At 65.2% G+C, this 22,113-nt stretch carries 14 protein-coding genes; 4 read left to right on the forward strand and 10 right to left on the reverse strand.

Features of this window, described 5'->3' with window-relative positions; genetic code table 11:
- Nucleotides 1–4: 4 nt before the first annotated feature.
- From IAE58_RS02720 to IAE58_RS02735, 4 genes are all read right to left on the reverse strand, one after another.
- Nucleotides 5–2,011 carry a M13 family metallopeptidase gene (locus IAE58_RS02720; protein WP_199933160.1) on the reverse strand — a complete coding sequence of 669 codons (2,007 nt, stop codon included), beginning with the start codon at nt 2,009–2,011 and terminating at the stop codon, nt 5–7.
- 348 nt (nt 2,012–2,359) lie between these two features.
- Nucleotides 2,360–4,507 (reverse strand): M13-type metalloendopeptidase, encoded by a 2,148-nt coding sequence (locus IAE58_RS02725; protein ID WP_108753725.1) that lies wholly within the window; start codon nt 4,505–4,507, stop codon nt 2,360–2,362.
- A gap of 159 nt (nt 4,508–4,666) precedes the next feature.
- Nucleotides 4,667–7,594, reverse strand: a complete 2,928-nt coding sequence (locus IAE58_RS02730; protein ID WP_233614811.1) for a TonB-dependent receptor — start codon at nt 7,592–7,594, stop codon at nt 4,667–4,669.
- 410 nt (nt 7,595–8,004) lie between these two features.
- Nucleotides 8,005–10,809, reverse strand: coding sequence for a TonB-dependent receptor (locus IAE58_RS02735; protein ID WP_199933158.1), 2,805 nt, complete (start codon nt 10,807–10,809; stop codon nt 8,005–8,007).
- A gap of 357 nt (nt 10,810–11,166) precedes the next feature.
- Here IAE58_RS02735 and apbC point away from each other — a divergent pair, with 357 nt between their 5' ends.
- Nucleotides 11,167–12,021, forward strand: a complete 855-nt coding sequence (gene apbC, locus IAE58_RS02740) for an iron-sulfur cluster carrier protein ApbC (RefSeq protein ID WP_199933157.1) — start codon at nt 11,167–11,169, stop codon at nt 12,019–12,021.
- A 78-nt stretch (nt 12,022–12,099) separates the two neighbouring features.
- Here the strand turns inward: apbC and IAE58_RS02745 are convergent, their stop codons facing one another.
- Nucleotides 12,100–15,147 (reverse strand): TonB-dependent receptor, encoded by a 3,048-nt coding sequence (locus IAE58_RS02745; RefSeq protein WP_199933156.1) that lies wholly within the window; start codon nt 15,145–15,147, stop codon nt 12,100–12,102.
- 377 nt (nt 15,148–15,524) lie between these two features.
- On the opposite strand from IAE58_RS02745, the gene dcd reads away from it, so the two are divergent.
- A complete protein-coding gene (gene dcd / locus IAE58_RS02750) occupies nt 15,525–16,097 on the forward strand; it encodes a dCTP deaminase (protein ID WP_108750257.1) in 573 nt (190 codons plus the stop codon).
- A gap of 82 nt (nt 16,098–16,179) precedes the next feature.
- Here the strand turns inward: dcd and IAE58_RS02755 are convergent, their stop codons facing one another.
- Genes IAE58_RS02755 through IAE58_RS02765 form a run of 3 tightly spaced genes read right to left on the reverse strand, consistent with a single transcriptional unit; the run spans nt 16,180 to nt 17,453 of the window.
- Nucleotides 16,180–16,347 carry a DUF5668 domain-containing protein gene (locus IAE58_RS02755; RefSeq protein WP_005410498.1) on the reverse strand — a complete coding sequence of 56 codons (168 nt, stop codon included), beginning with the start codon at nt 16,345–16,347 and terminating at the stop codon, nt 16,180–16,182.
- Between the two features lie 15 nt (nt 16,348–16,362).
- A complete protein-coding gene (locus IAE58_RS02760) occupies nt 16,363–16,785 on the reverse strand; it encodes an HIT family protein (RefSeq protein WP_108762548.1) in 423 nt (140 codons plus the stop codon).
- Nucleotides 16,782–17,453 (reverse strand): dienelactone hydrolase family protein, encoded by a 672-nt coding sequence (locus IAE58_RS02765; RefSeq protein WP_199933155.1) that lies wholly within the window; start codon nt 17,451–17,453, stop codon nt 16,782–16,784. The genes IAE58_RS02760 and IAE58_RS02765 overlap by 4 nt, the downstream gene beginning before the upstream one ends.
- 204 nt (nt 17,454–17,657) lie before the next feature.
- Between IAE58_RS02765 and rimO the strand changes: the two genes are divergently transcribed.
- Nucleotides 17,658–19,019, forward strand: coding sequence for a 30S ribosomal protein S12 methylthiotransferase RimO (gene rimO, locus IAE58_RS02770; protein WP_199933154.1), 1,362 nt, complete (start codon nt 17,658–17,660; stop codon nt 19,017–19,019).
- Between the two features lie 8 nt (nt 19,020–19,027).
- Nucleotides 19,028–19,843: a DUF3025 domain-containing protein gene (locus tag IAE58_RS02775; protein ID WP_199933153.1), complete on the forward strand. Its 816-nt coding sequence runs from the start codon at nt 19,028–19,030 to the stop codon at nt 19,841–19,843.
- A gap of 79 nt (nt 19,844–19,922) precedes the next feature.
- Here IAE58_RS02775 and greB read toward each other — a convergent pair whose 3' ends face one another.
- Nucleotides 19,923–20,429: a transcription elongation factor GreB gene (greB, locus tag IAE58_RS02780; RefSeq protein WP_199933152.1), complete on the reverse strand. Its 507-nt coding sequence runs from the start codon at nt 20,427–20,429 to the stop codon at nt 19,923–19,925.
- Between the two features lie 120 nt (nt 20,430–20,549).
- Complete coding sequence (locus tag IAE58_RS02785; protein WP_199933151.1) at nt 20,550–22,055, reverse strand: helicase HerA-like domain-containing protein; 1,506 nt, start codon at nt 22,053–22,055, stop codon at nt 20,550–20,552.
- Between the last annotated feature and the right edge of the window lie 58 nt (nt 22,056–22,113).

The raw sequence follows: 22,113 nt of genomic DNA on the forward strand, positions 1-22,113 counted from the left end.
GCATTCAACGCCAGACCTTGATCTGCTCTGCGTCGGTGCGCTGCATCGGCTGGCCGGCCTTGCAGCTGAAGGTCGCGCCGAAGGCCGGCAGGTTCGACAGCGGCCCGTTGGTGCGCCAGCGGCCCGGTGCACGGATGTCGGCTGTCAGGCGGCGCGCGGCTTCGTTCGGCGACAGCTGCTGCGGCCACAGTGCGGCCCAGGCGCGGAAGAAGCCCTGCTGCTGGGCCGGCTTAGCCTTGGGCTCCTGTGCCGTGTAGGCGGCCCAGGCCAGTTCCAGGCCAGCGATGTCGGCCAGGTTCTCTTCCTGGGTCAGCGTGCCGTTCACCTTGGCACCCTTCACACCGGGGAATTCGTAGGCGCCGTACTGCGCGGCCACGCGGTTGCCCAGCAGGGTCCAGGCGGTCTTGTCAGCGGGCGTCCACCAGCTGCGCAGCTCGCCCTTGGCATCCACCAGGGCGCCCTTGGCATCGATGGCGCGGTTCAGTTCATGGCCGACCAGGCCGCCGAAGCTGCCGAACTTGTCGGCGGCGTCGGCCTTGGCGTTGAACACCGGGCCCTGCAGGATGGCGGCGGTGACGATCAGGCGGTTCTGGGCCAGATCGTAGGCCAGCGACGGCTGCTGCGGCAGCACGTCCCAGCGGCGGTCGGCGTTGCCCTTGCCGATGCGCTTCATTTCTTCGCGGTGGCGCCAGGTGGAGGCGATCAGCATGTTGCCGCCGAACGAACCACGGCCCATCGGCTGCACGCTGTAGTCCAGGTCGCGCAGCGGGGTGCCGATCTCGATCTTCAGCGCGGCCAGCTTGGCCTGCGCTTCGGTCTTGGCCTCGGCGCTCATCCAGGTGCTGTTCTTCACCGCGTCGATCTGCACTTCACGCACCTTGTCGACGATCCACGCTGCCTGACGGCGGTCTTCGGCCGACAGGTAACGCGCGGCATATTCGCGGCCGACCATCGGGCCGGCAGCCACGTTGATGGCGTCCAGCACGCTTTCCCAGCGCTGCGGCGGCAGGGTTTCACCGCGCAGCACGCGGCCGCGGAATTCGAATTCCGCATCGCGGTAGGCCTTGGACAGGTACGGCGCCATCGAATCACCCACGCGCCAGCGCAGGTAGGCCTTCCACTGGTCCGGCTTGAGCTTGGTGACCATGCCGTCGAGCTGCTTGAACAGCTGCGGGTCGGCCAGCGAGACCAGGTCGTCGTTCACGCCCTGCGCCTTCAGGAAGGCATCCAGCTGCAGGTTGCGGTAGCGGCTGTTCAGATCCTTGGTGGAGATCGGCGCGTAGTTGTTGAACGGGTTGTTGATGCCGGCCAGCGACTGCGCATTGCGCGCCAGTTCGGTTTCCAGCGCGATGACCGACTGCGCTTCGGCATCCAGCTTGGCGGCCGGGGTGCCGGTCAGGGCCAGGATCTGCTTCACGTAGTTGCGGTAGCGGCCCATCAGGGCGACCGTGTCCGCGTCGGTGCGGGTGTAGAACGCCGGATCGGGCAGGCCCATGCCGCCCTGCATGAAGTAGCCGATGTGGCGGTCCAGCGCCTTCAGGTCCACGTCGGGGCCGAAGTTGAAGGCCACCGGAATACCGACCTGGTGCAGCGCGGCGATCGAGGCCGGTACATCCTTGGCCTTCTTGATGGCATTGATGCGGGTCAGCAGCGGGGCGATCGGGTTCGAGCCGTCCGCTTCCACGGCGGCTTCGTCCAGGCCGCTGGCCCAGAAGTCGCCCAGCAGCTTCTGCACGTTGCCCTGCGGCGCCTTCATCGAGGCGTCCAGCAGTTCACGCTGCTGCTGGCGGCTGCGGTCGACCAGCTGGCCCAGCGCGGTCGCGGCGCCGGTCTGCGGGGCCGGGTTGGCCTTCAGCCAGCTGGCGTTGGTGGCGTCGTAGAAATCGCTGCACTGGGCGCTCACGGCAGGCGCGCGCGCGGCCTTCTTCTTGGCGGCGAATGCATCGTGGGTCGGGACCAGGGTCGCCAGGCTGATGCCCAGGGCGACGGCAAGCGGACGGAAGTTGGGCATGTAGAACGAATCCATGATGGATTGAGGGCGGGCGAACTATAGCAAGCCGTGCATGGGCGCGGCATGCACGCGTCACGCGGTGTTCGCCGGGCATGGCCCGGCGCTACCGGGGGTGATGGCATGGGCGCGGCATGCACGCGTCACGCGGTGTCCGCCGGGCATGGCCCGGCGCTACCGGGGGTGATGGCATGGGCACGGCATGCACGCGTCACGCTGTGCTGCGCTTGCCCGCGGTAGTAGATCCACGCCATGCGTGGATGGCGTTGCCTGCATGGGATCCGACCCCGGAAAAACAAAGGCCCGGGACGTCCCGGGCCTTTGCAGGTCTACCGCAGCCTCAGCCGTGGCTTACCAGATCACCACCTGCTGGTCGCCGGTGCGGGCCATCGGCGAACCGGCCTTGCACTGGAACGCCGCAGCGAAGGTCGGCAGGTTCGACGGCGCACCCATGGCGCGGAACTGCGCCGGGGCGTGCGGGTCGGTGGCCAGGCGGACCTTGGCGTTTTCCGGGGTGTACTTGGTGCGCCACACGGTGGCCCAGTTGAAGAAGAAGCGCTGGTCGCGGCTGAAGCCATCGACCTTCGGGTCTTCCTTGCCGGCGCTGGCCTTCTGCAGGGCGTCGTAGGCCGTGGCCAGGCCGCCCAGGTCGGCGATGTTCTCGCCCAGGGTCAGCTTGCCGTTCACCGCCTGGCCGTCCACCTTGTACTGGTCGAACTGCTTGACCAGCTTGCCGGTCAGGCCTGCGAAGTTCTTCGAATCGCCTTCGGTCCACCAGTTCTCGAAGTTGCCGGTCGGCCCGAAGCGGCTGCCCTGGTCATCGTAACCGTGGGTCATTTCGTGGCCGATGACCGCGCCGATGCCGCCGTAGTTCAGGGCGTCGTCGGCCTTCGGGTCGAAGAACGGCGGCTGCAGGATGGCGGCCGGGAACACGATCTCGTTCTGCAGCGGGTTGTAGTAGGCGTTGACCGTCTGCGGGGTCATGCCCCACTCGGTCTTGTCCACCGGCTTGCCGATCTTGGACAGGTTGTACTGGTAGTTGAACGCGGTGGCCGCGCGCACGTTGCCCAGGTAGCTGTCACGGTTGGTCTGCAGGCCCGACCAGTCGCGCCACTTGTCCGGGTAGCCGATCTTCGGGGTGAAGGTTTCCCACTTGGCGATGGCCTTGGCCTTGGTTTCATCGCTCATCCAGGACAGGCCCTGGATGCGGTCCTTCAGCGAGGCGGCCAGGTTCTTCACCAGGTCTTCCATCTTCGCCTTGGCTTCCGGCGAGAAGGCCACCTTCACGTACAGCTGGCCGAAGGCTTCGCCGGCGTCGCTTTCAATGGTGCCCAGCACGCGCTTCCAGCGCGGCTTCTGTTCCTTCTGGCCGTTCAGGGTCTTGCCGTAGAAGTTGTAGCTTTCCTGCACGAAGGCTTCGGACAGGTACGGCGAAGCGCCATCCACGGTGTGGAAGCGCAGGTAGGCGCGCCAGATCGACGGATCGGTATCGGCCAGGGCCTTGCTCACTTCCTGGTGGAAGGTCGGGATGGCCAGCGAGAACTTCTCCGGCGCGGCGACGTTCTGCGACTTGAAGAACTCGGTCCAGCTGAAGTTCGGGGTCAGCGCGTCGGCCTCGGCCAGGGTGACCGGGTGGTAGAACAGTGACACGTCGCGCGACAGTTCTTCGCTCGACTTGGAGGCCTTTGCCAGGCGGGTTTCGAACTTGACCACGTCCTCGGCCTGCTTGGCGGCATCGGCCGCAGCCACGCCGGACAGTTCCAGCACCTTGGCCACGTGGGCCTGGTAGGCCTTCAGCTTGTCGGCGTTCTTGGCGTCGGTGTAGTAGGTGGTATCGGGCAGGCCCAGGCCGCCCTGGCTGGCGTAGGCCATGTTCATGGCCGAGTTCTTGAAGTCGGCTTCGGCGCCGAAGCCGAACAGCACGTTCTCGCCCTTGGCCGCGCTGCTGCGCAGGTAGTCGGCGATGGCGGCCTTGTCCTGCAGGCCATCGATGGCGGCCAGGTCGGCCTTCAGCGGCTCGATGCCCTGGGCGTTGATCTTGGCCTCGTCCATGCCGGTGGCCCACAGGTCACCGACCACCTTCTCAATGTGGTCCGGGTTCTTCACCTGCGCCACCTGCTCGACCAGCTGGTGCTGCACGGCCACCGAACGCTCGTCCAGGATGGTGAAGGCGCCCCAGCTGGTGCGGTCGCCCGGAATTTCGTTGGCGGCCAGCCACTTGCTGTTCACGTAGTCGCCGAAGGCGGTGCAGGCGTCCTTGCTGGCGTCCAGGTCACCGGGCTGGAAGGCGTTGTAGGCCGGCAGCTTGCTCTCGTCCAGCTTGTAGGCAGTGGCGGCTTCGGTGGCGGCCGGCGTGGAGGCGGTGGCGTCCTTTGCCGGGGTATCAGTCTTGCCGCAGCCGACCAGCGCGGCCGAAACGGCCAGGGTCAGCAGCACGATCTTGGGAGTACGGGTCACTTGAATGGCCTCCAGGCCGAGTGAGTCAGGGAAAGGCCGCATGGGCGGCCGTGGGCCGAACAATACGCCTGCGGCCCGGCCTGCAAGGGTGTCGAAGGTCATGGCCGATTGCAAACCCGCCAGCCGTTGGCCGGACCGCCAGATACGGAAAAGGAAAGGGCGGCTTGCGCCGCCCTTTCCGGGTACTGCCTTGCAGCGCTATCAGAACTTGTACGAGGCGCCCATGTAGAAGTAGCGGCCCACGTTGTCGTACAGCGCCGAACCCACGTCCGAACCGAAGTAGTTCACCGGCGGATCCTTGTCGAAGGCGTTGTCGATGCCCAGGTACACGTCGATCTTGTCGCCCGGGAAGCGATAGCCGAACTGGAAGTTGTTGTACACGTAGGAACCGTTGCGGATCGGGCTCTGCGAACCGGGGTTGCTGTTGTAGCTGTCCGGGGTCACGCGCAGGTTGCCGTCCACGTAGGTCATGTCCCACGACGCACGCCACTGGCCCAGCGAGTACTTGGTCTGCAACTGGGCGCGCCAGCGCGGATCGGTCACGTAGGTGACGTACTCGGTGTATTCATCCGGGAAGTCCTGGAAGGCCCATTCGCGGGACTGCAGCAGACGGGTACCAACGAAGCGCACCACGGTATCGCCACCGGCCAGCTTGAAGCGGTAGTCCATTTCCAGGTCGACACCGATGCGGCGCGAGCGGGCCAGGTTTTCGTTCAGCGCGGTCCAGCGGGTGATCGAGTACTCGGGGAAGGCGCGGCCCGTGGCGTCGGTGAAGCCGCCAACCGGCGCACGCACGATCTGGTCACAGAACGCGTTGCCCACGCCCCCCGGCGAATCGACGCAGCGGGTCGCGTTGGTCTGCGCGTTCACTGCACCGATGGCGTCCTTCAGGTTGATGTTCCAGTAATCGATCGACATGCCGAACCCTTCCAGGAACTCCGGCTGCCACACCAGGCCGTAGGTGAAGCTGCGAGCGCGCTCGGGCTTCAGGTCCGGGTTGCCGCCGCTCACGCCGGGGCGGCTGGCGGTGTAGGTGTCGACCCAACCCACCGGAATGCCCAGCGCCGAGCAGTTGGCCTGGCGCAGCGCCGGGTCCTTGGCGGTGGACGGACGGTTGCTGTTGGTCACCAGGTAGTTGCAGGGGTCGGCGACGGTGGCGAAGTTCTCGCTCTGCGGGTTGTACAGTTCACCGATGCTCGGTGCACGCACGGCCTGCGAAAGGGTGCCGCGGGCACGCAGCGACGGGATGATGGTCCAGTCCAGACCGACCTTCCAGGTGGTGGTCTTGCCGATGCTGCTGTAGTCGGACCAGCGACCGGCGGCATCCATGGTCAGGTTGTAGATACCCGGGATGTCGGCCAGCAGCGGCACGGTGGTTTCCACGAACGCTTCACGCACGTCGTACTTGCCGGCGCGGTTGGGAATGGCGTTGAGGAAGGTCAGGCCCTGTGCGGCCAGCGGATCGGTGATTTCGCGGCTCTTCTCGCGGCGGTATTCCACGCCACCGGCCACGCCCACATCACCGGCCGGCAGGCTGAACAGCGAGCCGTTGGCAACCGATGCGCTGAACACGCTCTGCTGGATGCGCGAGAAGTTGTACGAATTGACGTTCATCCAGTCGCGTGCGGCCTGCGTTACCTGGCCATTGCCCAGCACGCTGAACGGAACGCATCCATCACGGCCGAATGCCGAGTAGACGCGGCCGGTGTGCGGATTGATGGCGTTCGGATTCAGGGTGGTGCGGCAGGTGACCTGGCCGGTGGCCGGGTCGATCACCGCGTCCAGACCCGCCTGCCAACGCTCGTTGATGCGGTTGTTCAGGTTCCAGCGCTTGACCTCGCTCTGGCCCCAGTTGCCGTACACATCGTAGGTCCAGTTTTCGCTCAGGTTGCCTTCCATGCCGAACACGAAGCGCTGGGTGTTGCGCTCCACGTGCTCGCCGCGCTGGCCGGCATCGACGTTGAAGCGGTTCAGCGTGAGCGACGAGGCGCCGTTGGCCAGCATCAGCGCACGCAGTTCCGGCGACACGAATGCGTTGTCACGCTGGATGCGGATGGTGGTGTCGAACGACGGCTGCGCCAGGAAGTCCGACTCGGTCTCGGTGTACTTGCCTTCGAAGTACAGGCGGTGGTTGTCGGTCAGATCGAAGTTGACGATCGTGTTCACGCTCTTGCGATCGAACTCCGGCTGCAGGTCAGCCACGGCGTTCAGGTCGGCGAAGTCGCAGTTGGTGCAGCTGCTGTTGCTGACGACGATGCCGTCGTAGCGCTGCTTGCGGAACGTGCCGTCCGGGTTGAACTGGTAGCGGTTGCCCCAGGTGGCCGGATTGGTGGCACTGAAGGTGCCCAGGGTGAACGTACCGCCGTAGGAGATCGAGTGGTTGCCGCCCGGGCCGCTCAGCACGGTCTGCGGGTTGCTTTCGCTCGGCGGCTTGGACGAGTCGTAGTTCGGGTTCGGAACCGAGACCAGGTACTCGCGGCCGATCGCACGGTCGGTACGCACGAAGCGGTCCTGCTTGCTGTATTCCAGCGCGATGGCGGCGTTGCCGCGGCCACCGGCGAAATCGGTACCGGCCGACACGCTGACGAACGAGCGGTTGAAGCCGCCTTCATCGGCCATGCCGGTCTGGCCACGGATTTCAGCGCCGTCGAAGGACTTCTTCATGATGAAGTTGACCACGCCGGCCACGGCGTCGGCGCCGTACACGGCCGAGGCGCCACCGGTGATGACTTCCACGCGCTCGATCCATTCCACCGGAATGGTGTTCACGTCCACCGAGGTCGAACCGGAGGTCGCACCCACGTGGCGGCGGCCGTTCACCAGCACCAGCGTGCGCGAGGTGCCCATGCCGCGCAGGTCCAGCAGGCCTACGCCGGCGGTACCGATGAAGCGGGTGGAGTTGCCCAGCGTGTAGCTCGGGGTCAGCGCCGGCATGCGGGTCATCAGGTCGCCGATGTTGTTCGCGCCGGTGGCGCGGATTTCTTCGGCGGTGATGGCCGTCACCGGTGACGGGGTGACGAAGCCGGTGCGCGCAATACGCGAGCCGGTCACGCTGATGCGATCCAGATCGACCGGGTTGGAACCCGGGGTGGCTTCCTGTGCCAGGACGGGTGCGGCGGCGGCGAACATCAGGCCGGCCAGCAGTGCATTGGTCAGCGGGTGGCGACCGGGCAAGCGATGGTGCGTCATCAAGTGAATCCCCCTAAGAAGTGTGAAACGCCAGACTTCCCTGCCGACGTTCTGCAAATGTTCATGCGTCATCCTGACGTCACCGGAACCTAACACGGTCTTAACGAGAAATGTACGGTTGTGTCACAAGAGTTTGCTAAATCAGTCAGTTCGACACACAAAACTGCAACAAATACAGCGCCTTAGTCTCAGTTTCCTTTGCAACTTCTGGCGGCCTGAGTGGACGATGAATGGGGCTATCGGCTTAACAATGCGCAGCCGGCCGGGTGCTGGCCTGCGGTGGCATGACCGCCAGGCAAAAAAAGACCCCGCCGAAGCGGGGTCTCCAGTCAACGCGTTGTGGCTGTGGCTTACTTCGCGCCGAAGTCGTACTTGGCCTGCACGTAGATCGCACGCCCGTAGGCGCTGTACAGGTAGTTGTTGTACGGCTGGCCGCTGGTGCCGGCGTAGCTGTAACGCTGGTTGTCAGGCAGCTTGTTGAACACGTTGTTGACCATCAGCGACAGGGTCAGGTTGTCCATCGCGCGGTAGTTCACGCTCAGGTTGTAGGTGGTGTAGGAACCCCACTTGCCGGCCTTGTAGCCCGAGCTGTGCACGTAGTCGTAGCCGTTGCCCAGGTAGGCCATGTAGTTCGGCGTCTTGCCGATGTAGTTGGCATACAGGGTGGTGGTCCACTTGTCCTTGGCCCAGGCGATGGAGCCGTCGGCGCGCACCTTGGCGTAGGAATCGTAGATCCACATCGCGTAGGGGTCACGCAGCAGGTCCAGGTACTCGTCGCCCGGCTGCGGCTGCAGTTCGCGCTTGAGCATGTTGGTGTAGTTGCCCGAGAACTGCAGCGAGCCGAAGCGACCGATGTCCTGCACGTACTTGAAGCTGGCCGTCAGTGCCTGCAGGTTCTGCCGCGCGACGTTCATCTTCGGCGTGTAGATTTCATCCAGCACGCCCGAAGCATCGCGGGTGATCCAGTCGCTCACGTTCTGGCAGCTGGCCGAGGTGTTGTTGGTCTGGCCGTTGCGGCAGTAGTACTCGGCCAGCAGCAGCTGGTCGGAACTGAGCGTGTTGACCTCGTTCTCGATCTTCCAGTTGTAGTAATCCAGCGACACCGACAGGTTGTTGATCGGCGCCCAGACCACGCCCGCGTTCCACACGTCGGCGGTGATCGGTTCCAGGTCCGGGTTGCCGGACTGGGTGCCGAACACCGACACGCTGTCGTACGGGCAGCCGGTGGTGTTGGCCGGGTCATAGCCCAGCTGGCCGCAACGGTAGTAGTCGGTGGAACCGTTGGCGTAGTAACCGCTCACGCCCTGGAAGGCATCGGACAGGGTCGGCGCGCGGAAGGCGGTGCCGTACTTGCCGCGGAACAGCAGGCTTTCGATCGGACGGAATTCCAGGCCCACGCTGTAGGTGGCCTTGTCGATGGTGTTGCCACCGATCTTGAAGGCGTCATAGCGGCCCGAGCCGGTCACGGTGAGCGAGTCGAGCAGCGGCAGGCGCAGCTCGCTGGTCACCGCGTAGCTGCTGCGGTGGCCGGCACCGGACACCGCCGTGGTGCCCCACACGCTGCCATCGACCAGGCGGGCATCGGGGGTGTAATCCCAGCCTTCGCTGCCGCCTTCCACCACCACCGCGAAGCCGGCGTCACCGCCGGGCAGGCTGAACAGCGAACCGTTGGTGACCTGCGCGCGCAGCAGGTTCTGCCAGGTGCGGCTCTGGCTGTAGGTGTAGCCGGTGAAGCTCTGGAAATCACCCGACGGCAGCGGCGAGTAGAACGCATCCCAGTCCGGGCTGTAGATGTTGTAACCCGTGCTGGTGGTGCCCAGCACCGGGCCCAGCACTCGGGTTTCGAAGTAATCGTTGATCGGGTCGGCCCAGCGCACGAAGTTGCGCTCGGTCAGCTTGTACTCGCCGCGGGTGAAGCTGGCGCTGTAATCCCAGTTGCCCGCCGTACCACGGCCGCCCAGGGTGACCTGGTAAGCCTTGTTGCGGTCGGTGTTCATGATGTCGCGGTAGCCGGCGCCGCCGATGTCCTCCGGCGCGAACACGCGCTGCAGGTTCATGTACTGGCCGCTGTCCTGGTCGTAGAAGCGACCCCAGCCGGAGGAGGTGCCCCACCAAGTGTAGTTCGAACCGGTGGCGTACTTCACTTCTTCCAGGCTGTACAGCGCATCGCCGAACAGCTGGAAGTTGTCATTCACATCGAAGGTGGCCGAGCTGTAGATCTGCCCGCTTTCCTTGCCGTTCTTGATGGTCTTGTAGCCGGTGCCGTAGACCGAGCCGCAGGCCTGGCCGGTGGGGCGGGTGCCCAGCACCGTGGTGCCGCCGAACTGGCCGGCCACGTCGGCGCACAGATCCGGGTCCATCATCGCGTAGCGGTTGCTGTTGGCCGGCAGCAGCACCAGGAAATCGTTGGACACGTACTGCGGGCTGTAACCATCGGGGTTGTTGACCTTGGTCAGGTCACGCTGGTAACCCCAGATCGGGCTGGTCTTTTCGTACTGCACGTTCACCAGCGCGTTGAAGCGGTCATCCTTGGAATTGAAGCCGTGCGCCGCACTGAAGCGGAAGCTGTTGCCGCCGCCCTCGGTGTAGGCACCGCCGCGCACGCTCACCGTGCCGCCGTCCATGCGTTCCTTCAGGATGATGTTGACCACACCGGCAATGGCGTCCGAACCGTACAGCGAGGACTGGCCGCCGGGCAGGATCTCGATGCGCTCGACGATGTCGATCGGGATGCCGCTGATGTTGTTGAACGTATCGCTGCCGTTGTACAGCGCCGGATACGAAAGCATCGGGCGGCCGTTGATCAGGTACTTGGTGTAGCCCGGGCTGAGGCCGAACATGCCAGCCGCTTCAGCGCCCTGGGTGAACGAGGCCGAGGTCTGGCCGCCCTGCAGGCCGCCGGTGGACAGCGAGGACTGCTGCAGCACATCGGCCACGCTGGTGAAGCCGCGGGTCTGGATGTCTTCGGCAGTGACCGTCAGGACCGGGGTGTGGTTCTCGATCTCGGTCTGCGGAATCAGCGAGCCGGTAACCGTCACGCGGTCCAGCTGGGTGGTGGCGCCGTCCTGCGCCGCGGCGGCGCCGCTGGCCAGCAGGGTGCCGATCAGGGCGAGAGTCAGTGGGTGACGCGAAAACGCATTGCGGTGGCTGTGCATGAAGGATCCCCATCGAAACAGATCAAGGCGGTGTCATCCATGACGGCTTTAAAGTGCTTTCAGTTGCATTCCATTCATCTCGACCGTAACACGGCTTTAACAAGCCCCACACGTGTCTGTCACAGCCGTTCGGCAGGGACGTCTTGAAAACGTTTTATCAATCAATGACTAAGCGGATTATTTGGAAGTATGTCAATTTGTTGCGGTGCGCAATACTGTGTTGCGGCTTCGATAAAAGGCATGTATATCAATGGCTTGCGCATGGCGCCACGCGTGCGCCCGCCGTCGCCAGGGAGCCGGGTCCGGCCCAGCTTGTATGATGGCCGGCTCTCAATTCAGATCTCTTCGGAGTCCGCAGTGAACAGTCAGACCCGCCGTCCCCATGCCAGCCAGGTCCAGAAGGGCCTGACCCCGCATGCGCGCATCCGCAACGTGATCGCGGTGGGCTCGGGCAAGGGCGGGGTGGGCAAGTCCACCACCTCGGTGAACCTGGCCGTGGCGCTGCAGCAGCTGGGCGCACGCGTGGGCGTGCTCGATGCCGATATCTATGGCCCCAGCGTGCCGGCCATGCTGGGCCTGTCCGGTCGCCCGGAAAGCCCGGACAACAAGAGCATCGAACCGATGCGCGCGTTCGGCGTGGACACCATGTCCATCGGCTACCTGGTGGAAGACGAGACGCCGCTGATCATGCGCGCACCGCGTGCCACTGCAGCGCTCACCCAGTTGTTCGAGGACACGCTGTGGGATGACCTGGATTACCTGCTGATCGACCTGCCGCCGGGCACCGGCGACATCCAGCTGACCCTGGTGCAGAAGATTCCGCTGGCCGGTGCGGTGATCGTCACCACCCCGCAGGACATCGCCACGCTGGATGCGAAGAAAGCGCTGAAGATGTTCGAGAAGGTCGAGGTGCCCGTGCTCGGCGTGGTCGAGAACATGGCCGTGCATACCTGCAGCAACTGCGGGCATGTGGAGCACCTGTTCGGTGAAGGCGGCGGCGAGCGCATGGCCGCGCAGTACGGTGTGCCGCTGCTGGGCTCGCTGCCGCTGCAGATCGATATCCGCGAACAGGGCGATGCGGGTACGCCGATCACCGCCGCACAGCCCGATTCGGCCACCGCCCAGGCCTACCGCCAGGCCGCGCAGCGGTTGATCGAGGAAGTGGGCAAGCGCCCGCGCGGTGCCATCCCGATCCTGTCTTCGCTGCTGTAAACCTGCAGGTCTTCGCGCAGAAACAGAACCGCCGGCGCAAGGCCGGCGGTTCCATGGGTTCAACACCTGGGGTACGGCTTACCAGTCGTACTGCACCTGGAAGCGCACGTAGCGCGGGTCGTTGAAGTACTTCGGGGTGTTGTAGTTGTAGTAGGTACGGATGGTCGGTGCCGAGCTCGGGCGACCGTACTTGGTTTCGTACACCTGCACTGGCTTGATGTTGTTGAAGGCATTGAGCACCGACACCTGCATGCTCAGGCCTTCCAGCCAGTTGGGCGTGTAGGTGATGTTCGGGCTGACCGTGAACTGCCACGGCGTGCGGCCCGCGCTGCCGACCTTGGCGATATCGTCGGTGCCCTGTTCGCAGGTGTGGAATACGCCGTTGTAGCCGTATTCGGTGTCGAAGCTGCCCCAGCCGCCGCCCAGGCAGCTCTTGGGGGCGCCGGACTGGGCCAGCACGTTCACGCCCACCGACCACTCATCGGTGAACTTGAAGCCACCGTACAGCTTGAAGCTGTGGCGATGGTCGTTGAACAGATAGCCGTTGGCGCCGTACATGATCTCGGCGAAGTCGAAGTCCGAGGTCGTGCCGGTATCGTCCTGGCCGTTGGTACTCTTGACCAGGCCCTCGTAGTTGCCTTCCAGCTTCGACCAGGTGTAGGACAGGCTGGCATACCAGCGCTCAGTCTGCTTGTCTGCGCTGAGGGTCACCGCCTTGTAGCTGCGCTTGGCCTTCGGGCCCAGGGTTGCACCCGGCACCGTAATGTCGTCCACGCTGCCATCGCCGTCCACGTCCAGGGTGACGTTCAGATCGCTGCCCGGGTTGTAGATCCAGCAGCCCGGCAGGCCTTCGGGCACTGTCCACGGGTCGGACCAGTTGGACAGGTCGTAGCCCGCCGCCACCGCCGCGTTGTACAGCGAACGCGAATCGCAGGTGTCATCGATCACGTTGTTGATACGGCGGTAGGTGGCCTTGATGCCCACGGTCCAGTCGTTCAGGAAATCGATCGACGAGCTGATCTGCTGCTGGTAGCCCAGGATCACTTCATCCTGGGTGTACGGCTTCAGGCCACGCGAGGCCACCGCACGCGGATCCGGGGTGGCACCGCTTTCGCCATTGATCACCGAATCGTAGGCGCCGTCCTCGTAGCTGCCGGTGATGATCGGCGAGCCATTCGGGTTCACGCCGCTGTAGGTGAAGTATTCGTCCAGGTAATAGGACGCGCTGGCCGCGCGCAGTGCCACGTTGGCCGCGATGGGCAGCGAGTAGCGGCCGACCGAGGCAAACAGCTTGCTGCGGCCATCGCCCAGGATGTCCCACGAGAAGCCGGCGCGCGGCTGCCAGATGTCATCCTGCTTGACGAAGGAGATGCCGTCGGAGTTCTTGTTGTCGAACGAATCGTTGCGGATGCCCGCGTACAGCATGAAGTTCGGCGTTATCTGCCAGTTGTCCTGCAGGTACCACGACTGCTGCTTGATCTTGATCGAACCACCGTTGCGGAAGTTCACCCGCTCGGCGTAGTCGTCTTCCAGGTACCACAACGCACCGCCCGAGTACGAGGTGCCCTGCACCGAGGTCCACTTCTCGTCGCTGTAGCCGAAGCCGATCTTGTGGTCGCCCAGCTGCCAGTCGAAGTCCAGGCGGGTGCCCTTGCGTTCGTTGCTGCCGCCGAAGATGCCAACCGTGCTGGCCACGGCGCAGCCGATGCGACGGCCGGTGCCGCCGGTCTCGGTACGGTAGTCCAGCACGTAGGGGCAGCTGCCTTCAGGGCTGTTGATGTCACCGTTGTAGGTGCCCATCACGCCATCGGGGCTGATCGTGTGCTCCGAACTGCGGTTGCGCATCTGCCCATACTGGACCGAGGCGGTCAGGTTGTCGGTCAGGTAGCTGGTCCACTTGAACACGTCGGTTTGGCCGCCGGTCTTGCCCACCAGCTCGCCCAGGTAGCTGGTCTTGGCCGGCTCGCCGCCGCTGCTGGCATCGTCGTAGGCGGCGTTGTAGTAGTCGTAGTTGTAGCGACGGCTGTTGTCGAAGCCGGTGTATTCCAGGTGGTTGCTTTCGTTCAGGTACCAGTCCAGCTTCAACAGCCAGTACGGGGTCTTGGACTCGTAGTCGTAGGCGGTGGTGGACAGCGCCGCAGCGCTTGGCGGCCGGCCGTTGGTGGTGTACTGCGAGCCACGATTGCTGTAGCTGCCGGTCTTGGAATTGCTGAACTGGCCCATGGCGAACACGAACAGCTTGTCTTCGATCAGCGGGCCGCCGGCCCACACGCTGTAGACGTTGGAACTGCTGCTGTTGCGATCGTAGGAGCGGAAGATCGAGCCGTCGTTGTAGTAGGTGTCCGGCTCGTTCTCGCGCAGCGAATCCGGTGCACCGGTCCAGCTGAAGCCGCCCTTCCACTCGTTGGTGCCGCGCTTGACGTTGACGCTGGTCACGCCGCCGGTGGAGAAACCGTACTGCGCGCCGTAGCCGCCGGTCTGCACGTCCAGCTGGTCGATGGCCTGGTACGGCACCTCGGAGAACGACAGGCTGTCGTACAGATTGGTGACGTTGAAGCCGTTGACGTAGTAGCTGTTTTCCGCCGCCGAGGCGCCGCCGAACGACGCCGGACCGAAGTAGCCACTGGCCGCGACGGTGCCGGGGGTGAGCAGCGAGATGCTGGTGATGTCACGCGCCACCGGCAGCGAGTTGAGCTTGTCGGCGGTGAACGTGGTGCGCGATTCAACGCTGCCCAGGTCGATGGTGTTGGCCGCGCCCAGGGCGCGCACGTTCACCGTATCCAGCGAGGTGGCCGCACTGCCGTTGGTGCTGGCGAAGGTGGTGACCGACGACTGGCCGGCAACCACGGTCACGCGGGTGGTGGCGGTGGGCGTGCCATTGCTGACCGTGGTGACCTCGTAGGTGCCGGTGGGCAGCTGCGAGACGCGGAAGCGCCCATCGGCGCTGACGTTCACTTCGCGGGTGGCGCCGGAGGACAGGCTTTTCACCTGCACCTTGTCGGCTGCGGTGGCGCTGCCGATGATGTCGCCGGAGGTGCTCTGTGCGTAGCTGGTGCCGGCCAGTGCGCTGAGCATTACCGCCAGAGCGGTGCGCTTCAGGCTGCGCCGTTTGTTGTTCACAGTCATCGTGTTCCTTGGCTGGAGAGCGGGGACGGATACCGCGTTGAGTTGCCTGAACGGGCTGTTCAGGCTGAATGGAAACGTAACGAGCACGTCTTCTTCACGCAACATTACTGCGGCACTGCAACACGCCAAGGTCCGGAAATACCTGTGCAACACCTTGAAAATACAGGTGATTTCAATTTGTAACGAAATGTCTCGAATGGCCTTGCGGTACTGGCGGACACGACATATTCGTGCTAAGTGAAAATATATGGGAGAATAAGTATCACTTGTTAAGCGTCGTTCGCGACGCGCGCCCGCCGTGGCCGCCATGCGGAGGCGGGCTGTAGAATCGCCGCCTCGGGTGGCGTCCCGAATTTCTCGATCAACCAGGACAAAGCATGAGCATCAAGAGTGACCGTTGGATCCGCCGCATGTCCGAGCAGCACGGCATGATCGAGCCCTTCGAGGCCGGGCAGGTGAAGCAGGCCAACGGCGAGCGCATCGTCAGCTATGGCACGTCCAGCTACGGCTACGACGTGCGCTGCTCGCGCGAGTTCAAGGTGTTCACCAACATCAACTCCACCATCGTCGATCCCAAGCACTTCGACCCGGGCAGCTTCGTGGACATCGTCGGCGATGAGTGCATCATTCCGCCCAACAGCTTCGCGCTGGCGCGCACCGTCGAGTACTTCCGCATCCCGCGCGACACCCTGGTGGTGTGCCTGGGCAAGAGCACCTACGCGCGCTGCGGCATCATCGTCAACGTGACCCCGCTGGAACCGGAATGGGAAGGGCACGTGACCCTGGAATTCAGCAACACCACGCCGCTGCCGGCGCGCATCTATGCCAACGAAGGCGTGGCGCAGATGCTGTTCTTCCAGGCCGCCGCCGATGACGTCTGCGAGACGTCCTACAAGGATCGTGGTGGCAAGTACCAGGGCCAGACCGGCGTGACCCTGCCGCGCACCTGAGCGCACGGGTCATTGCGTATCGGTAGCGCCGGGCCATGCCCGGCGTTGGGGAATTCGCCGGGCATGACCGCCCGGCGTTCTCTTATTTGCCGCGCCCGAACAGCATGGCGATGCCCACGCCCACCAATGCCACCGGCCACCAGGTCAGCAGCAGCTTGGACAGGTTCAGATGCGTCCAGCCCAGGTTGCTGGCAAGCATGAACAGGCCGATCAGGATCAGCAGGATGGCGGCGACGAGGTTGAATCGCATCGGGTCGGCACTGTCTCAGGAGTGGGCCGGATATCCTAGCCGTTCCTTCCAGTAGGCGACATGCTGGTCCAGTGCCGCCGGCTCGTAGCGGTGGGCCGGGCCGCTGCCCCAGACCGGGCCGGGCCAGGCCGGATCACCGTCGTGGCGGCCAATCACATGGAAATGCAGCTGGCGCACGATGTTGCCCAGCGCGCCGATGTTGATCTTCTCTACCCCGTCCGAGCCCTTCAGGGCCTTGCAGGCGCGGTTGAGTTCGGTGCGCAGCTTGTCCTGCTGCTCGCCGTCCAGCTCGATCCACTCGGTCACCCCGGCCAGGCGCGGTACCAGCACCAGCCAGGGGAAGCGCTCATCGTTCATCAACCGCACTTGCGACAACGGGCCTTCGGCGACCAGCACGCTATCGGTGGCCAGGCGTGTATCCAGTTCGAACTCGCTCATCCAAGATGCTCCGTGAAGAAGTCCAGGGTGCGTTGCAGCGCCAGGGCGGCGCTGTCTGGATCATACGCATGTCCGACGTCGCGGTTGAAGGCATGGTCGGCCGGATAGACGTAAGTGGGCATCTGCGGCAGTTTTTCGCGGTGGGCCTGCACCGCCTCCGGCGGAATGCTCTTGTCCAGCGCGCCGAAGTGGAAGATCGCCGGGGCCTTGGGTGTTTCGTCCAGGTAGTTCACGTTGCGGCCGCCGTAGTAGCTCACCGAGGGCAGGCCCAGGCGCATGGCCGCCAGCAGGGCTACGCTGCCGCCCCAGCAGTAGCCGACCGTGCCGACCTTGCCGTACGGGGCCAGCCGGGTCGCGGCGGCGCGTACCACTTCCAGGGCCTTTTCCATGCCCAGGGTGTTCACCCGTTCCAGCCCATCCTTCACGCCTTCGGCGGTGTAGGGCAGGGCATCGGTGTCGGCCTCGGCGCCATCGACCAGATCGAAGAACGACGGCGCCAGCACCGCATAGCCCTGGGCGGCGAAGCGCTCGGCCACGCTGCGGATATGCGGGTTGGCGCCGAAGATCTCCTGCACCACCACCAGGCCGGCGCGCGGTTTGCCTTCGGGCAGGGCCTGCCAGGCGCGAACCGGGCCGTGGTGCGTATCCAGGGTGATCCATTCGGACATCGTCGGGAACCTCGTTGCAGGGGACAGGCCTGCATTGTCGGTGCTGGCCGGGTTAGCGGCGCGTCAGCGGCTGTGCGCGATCGGGCGGCTGGCCGTTCAGGCGCAGGCACCAACCCCGGTATACTGGCGCCCTTTCAGGCCCCGGCCCCCAGGTCCCCCTGCCATGCCGGCAGGGGCCCAGGCCCCCAGAGTCCCGCGATTTCCATGTCCCAGCTGAACCCCAAAGTCGGCTTCGTCAGCCTTGGCTGCCCGAAGGCCCTTGTCGATTCCGAGCGCATCCTGACCCAGCTCCGCTCGGAAGGGTATGACATCGTCCCGTCCTACGATTCGGCCGACGTGGTGGTGGTCAACACCTGCGGCTTCATCGATTCGGCGGTGACCGAATCGCTGGATGCGATCGGCGAGGCCATGAACCAGAACGGCAAGGTGATCGTCACCGGCTGCCTGGGCAAGCGCCCGGAGCAGATCCGCGAGGCCTACCCGAACGTGCTGGCGGTCTCTGGCCCGCAGGACTACCAGAGCGTGATGGAAGCGGTGCATGAAGCGCTGCCGCCCAAGCACGATCCCTTCGTGGATCTGGTACCCGACTACGGCATCAAGCTGACCCCGCGCCACTACGCCTATCTGAAGATTTCCGAAGGCTGCAACCACCACTGCAGCTTCTGCATCATTCCCTCGATGCGCGGCAAGCTGGTCTCGCGCCCGGTCGATGACGTGCTGCGCGAAGCCGAGCGGCTGGTGCGTGGCGGGGTGAAGGAACTGCTGGTGGTTTCGCAGGACACCTCGGCCTACGGCGTGGACGTGAAGTACGCCGAAAAGATGTGGCGCGACAAGGCCTACCAGACCCGCCTGAAGGCGCTGTGCGAAGGCCTGTCCGAGCTCGATGCCTGGGTGCGCATGCACTACGTCTACCCGTACCCGCACGTGGACGAGGTGGTACCGCTGATGGCCGAGAACCGCATCCTGCCGTACCTGGATATTCCGTTCCAGCACGCCAGCCCGCGCATCCTGCGCCTGATGAAGCGCCCCGGTGCGGTGGAAAAGACCCTGGAGCGCGTGCAGAACTGGCGCCGCATCGCCCCGGACATCACCGTGCGTTCGACCTTCATCGTCGGCTTCCCCGGCGAGACCGAGGCCGAGTTCGAAGAGCTGCTCTCGTTCCTGGACGAGGCGCAGCTGGACCGCGTCGGTGCCTTCGCCTATTCGCCGGTGGAAGGTGCCACCGCCAACGCGCTGCCGGACCCGGTGCCGGAAGAAGTGAAGCAGGAGCGCCTGGCGCGCTTCATGGAAAAGCAGGCGCAGATTTCCGCTTCGCGCCTGGAGGCCAAGATCGGCACCGTGCAGCAGTGCCTGGTCGATGCCATCGAAGGCGATATCGCCGTGGCCCGTTCGCGCGCCGACGCGCCGGAAATCGACGGCTTGGTGCATATCCAGAACGCCGACCAGGTGGCGCTGCGCGTGGGCGAGTTCGTCGACGTGGAGATCACCGAAAGCGACGACCACGATCTGTACGGCGATGCGCTGCCGCCGAGCACGCGCCCGGGGTTCGACCTCAAGGTTCTTTGACCACAGCGATGGCCACCGACGCCGGCCATCGACGCTTCGTACCGCCGCCGCGTGCGGCGGTGGCGGCAGCGGTCTTCCGGCACCCCCTGTATGCCGGCGTGGCGGCCTTCGCTGACCTGCTGGCCGCGCCTGGTTGGCCCAGCGTGTCCGCGCTGGATGCGCGCCTGGCCGTGCCGGGCCTGCGGCTGGTGGAACAGAGCGCCGCGCTGCTGGCCGATGGCCTGCACTACGAAACCCGCATTGCCCAGGGCCGCCTTGCTACGCGTGCGGAAAACTGGCATGACCTGTTCAACGCCCTGGTCTGGGCCAACCAGCGGCCGTTGAAGCGTGTACTCAATCGCCAGCAGTGCCGGCACATCGCCGCGATGGCACCCGGCCAACGCAACCGCGCGCAGGCCGCGCTGACGCAGTTCGATGAAACCGGCGTGGTGGTGCGGGTGCGCGACCCAGAGCTGCTTGCTGCGTGGGACGCGCATGACTGGTCGGCACTGTTCGCGCCTGCGCCCTGGAAGGCGGGCGGTATCGCGGTGGCCGCCGTGTTTGGCCATGCGCTGATGGAGCAGGCACTGCTGCCCGGGCGGCGACTGGTAGGCAAGTGTCTGGTGGTGCGTGGCGATGAAGACGCCGCCTGCATCGAAGCGGTGGTGCAGGCCGTCGAACAGGGCCAGGCGCTGACAGATCCTTTGCAGCTGCGGCCGCTACCGCTGGCCGGCATTCCCGGCTGGCACGGCGTGCAGGACGCCGCCTTCTACGCCGATGCCGGCTACTTCCGCCCGTTGCGCGAAGGGCGCCAGTACCCGCCGCCGCTGCACATGGCCGGGTAGAGTCGACTGTCAGTCGACTGCTTTTCCTGCAATCTGCGAAAGCCCTGCGCTGCGCGCGGTAGTCGACTGACAGTCGACTCTACCGGGCCGGGTATTCCACCCCGATCACCGCGAACGTGAACTGCCCGCCGGGCAGTTCCACCGAAAACTCATCGTCGATGCGTTTCTTCAGCAGCGCCCGCGCCAGTGGCGAATCAATGCTGATCCAGCCCAGTCCGGCATCGGTCTCGTCCGGGCCGACGATGCGATAACGGCTGGTCTGCCCGCTGTCCACGTTTTCCAGCTCCACCCAAGCGCCGAAGAACACCGCCTGCGGGTCGGTCGGGGTGGTGTCCACCACGCGCAGTGCGTCCAGGCGCTTGGTCAGGTAGCGCACCCGGCGATCAATCTCGCCCAGCTGCTTCTTGCGGTAGGTGTATTCGGCGTTCTCGGAACGATCGCCCTCGGCCGCCGCGGCGGCCAGCGCCTTCACCACCTCGGGGCGGCGCACGCGCCACAGCTCATCCAGTTCGGCTTTCAGCCGGGCATGGCCGGCGGCGGTGATCAGGGCAGTGCTTTTTTCTGCGGGGGGACGCCAACGGGACATGCAGTACGGATTCTTGTCAGGAGTAAGGAATGGGGTCGGAGCCCTCCCGGGCGGGAGGGATCCGACCCCAGGGTCAGATCCCTTTCCCACGGAAAGGGCTCTGACCCCGGCAGCGAACGCTCAGCGCTTGCCGCCGAAGATGCCGCCCAGCAGCCCGCGCACGATCTGGTTGCCCAGCTTGGTGCCCACGGTGCGGGTGGTCTGCTTGGCCATGGTTTCAATCATGCCCTGGCGGCGCTTGGTGCCGAAGATCGCATCCTTGATCGCCTGGCCGAAGCCGCCTTCCTGCGCCTCGTCCTGTTCGCGACTGCGTGCGGCCGGGGCCTCGGCCTTCGCCACCACCTTCTGCGCGCGCTGGGCCAGCAGTTCGGCGGCCGATTCGCGGTTCACCGCCGTGTCGTAGCGGGTGCCCACCGGGCTGCCGGCGCGCACCTGCGCGCGTTCGGCCTCGGTTACCGGCCCCATCCGGCAGCGGGGTGGGGCGATCATGGTCTGCTGCACGGGCATCGGCACGCCCTTGTCCTGCAACGTGGACACCAGCGCCTCGCCGGTGCCGAGCTGGCCCAGCGCCTTGGCCACGTCCAGCTTCGGGTTCGGTACGAAGGTTTCGGCGGCGGTCTTTACCGCCTTCTGGTCGCGCGGGGTGAACGCGCGCAGCGCGTGCTGCACCCGGTTGCCCAGCTGACCCAGGATGTTGGCCGGCACGTCGTCGGGGAACTGCGAGCAGAAGTACACGCCCACGCCCTTGGAACGGATCAGCCGCACCACCTGTTCGATGCGCTGCACCAGCGAGGCCGGCGCGTCGTCGAACAGCAGGTGGGCCTCGTCGAAGATGAAGACCAGCTTGGGCTTTTCCAGGTCGCCCACTTCGGGCAACTTTTCGAACAGCTCGGACAGCAGCCACAGCAGGAAGGTGGAATATAGCTTGGGCTTGAGCACCAGTTGGTCGGCGGCCAGGATGCCGATCACGCCGCGCCCATCGTGATTGACCCGCATGATGTCGGCCAGCTCCAGCGCCGGCTCGCCGAAGAAGCCTTCGCCGCCGTCCTGCGCCAGGCGCAGCAGCGCGCGCTGGATGGCGGCGATCGACTGTGCGCTGACCAGGCCGTACTCGGTGGAAATGTCCTTGCGCTCCTCGGCCACCAGGGCCAGCAGGGCGCGCAGGTCGTCCATGTCCAGCAGCAGCAGGCCGCGGTCGTCGGCCAGCTTGAACACGATGTCCAGCACGCCGGACTGGGTGTCGTTCAATTCCAGGATGCGCGCCAGCAGGGTCGGGCCCATTTCGCTGACGGTGGTGCGCACCGGGTGCCCCAGCTTGCCGTACAGGTCCCAGAACACGGTGGGGCTGCCTTCCGGGGCATAGCCAGCCACGCCGATCTGCGCGGCGCGCTGCAGCAGGCTTTCGCTGCCGGTGCCGGGCACCGCCAGGCCGGATACATCGCCCTTCACATCGGCCAGGAACACCGGCACCCCCAGCCGCGAGAATCCCTCAGCCAGCGTCATCAGGGTCACGGTCTTACCGGTGCCGGTGGCGCCGGCCACCAGACCGTGGCGGTTGCCCAGTTTCGGCAGCAGGGTAACGGCCACATCGTCGGTCATGCCTTTGCCGAGCAGAATCGGATCCATGGTCCAGCCCTTGTGGTGAATACGGTCAATGTTAACCGGCGGCGGCAGCCGGTCGCCG

The organism is Stenotrophomonas sp. S49, assembly GCF_016624905.1.
Classification (GTDB): Bacteria; Pseudomonadota; Gammaproteobacteria; order Xanthomonadales; family Xanthomonadaceae; genus Stenotrophomonas.

Coding starts and splice junctions, on each gene's coding strand:
- greB (WP_199933152.1), bottom strand. CDS start 20,429: ATGTCCCGTTGGCGTCCCCCCGCAGAAAAAAGCACTGCCCTGATCACC.
- IAE58_RS02725 (WP_108753725.1), bottom strand. CDS start 4,507: ATGCGGCCTTTCCCTGACTCACTCGGCCTGGAGGCCATTCAAGTGACC.
- IAE58_RS02745 (WP_199933156.1), bottom strand. CDS start 15,147: ATGACTGTGAACAACAAACGGCGCAGCCTGAAGCGCACCGCTCTGGCG.
- IAE58_RS02730 (WP_233614811.1), bottom strand. CDS start 7,594: ATGTTCGCCGCCGCCGCACCCGTCCTGGCACAGGAAGCCACCCCGGGT.
- IAE58_RS02775 (WP_199933153.1), top strand. CDS start 19,028: ATGGCCACCGACGCCGGCCATCGACGCTTCGTACCGCCGCCGCGTGCG.
- IAE58_RS02755 (WP_005410498.1), bottom strand. CDS start 16,347: ATGCGATTCAACCTCGTCGCCGCCATCCTGCTGATCCTGATCGGCCTG.
- rimO (WP_199933154.1), top strand. CDS start 17,658: ATGTCCCAGCTGAACCCCAAAGTCGGCTTCGTCAGCCTTGGCTGCCCG.
- IAE58_RS02720 (WP_199933160.1), bottom strand. CDS start 2,011: ATGCCCAACTTCCGTCCGCTTGCCGTCGCCCTGGGCATCAGCCTGGCG.
- IAE58_RS02785 (WP_199933151.1), bottom strand. CDS start 22,055: ATGGATCCGATTCTGCTCGGCAAAGGCATGACCGACGATGTGGCCGTT.
- dcd (WP_108750257.1), top strand. CDS start 15,525: ATGAGCATCAAGAGTGACCGTTGGATCCGCCGCATGTCCGAGCAGCAC.
- IAE58_RS02760 (WP_108762548.1), bottom strand. CDS start 16,785: ATGAGCGAGTTCGAACTGGATACACGCCTGGCCACCGATAGCGTGCTG.
- IAE58_RS02765 (WP_199933155.1), bottom strand. CDS start 17,453: ATGTCCGAATGGATCACCCTGGATACGCACCACGGCCCGGTTCGCGCC.
- IAE58_RS02735 (WP_199933158.1), bottom strand. CDS start 10,809: ATGCACAGCCACCGCAATGCGTTTTCGCGTCACCCACTGACTCTCGCC.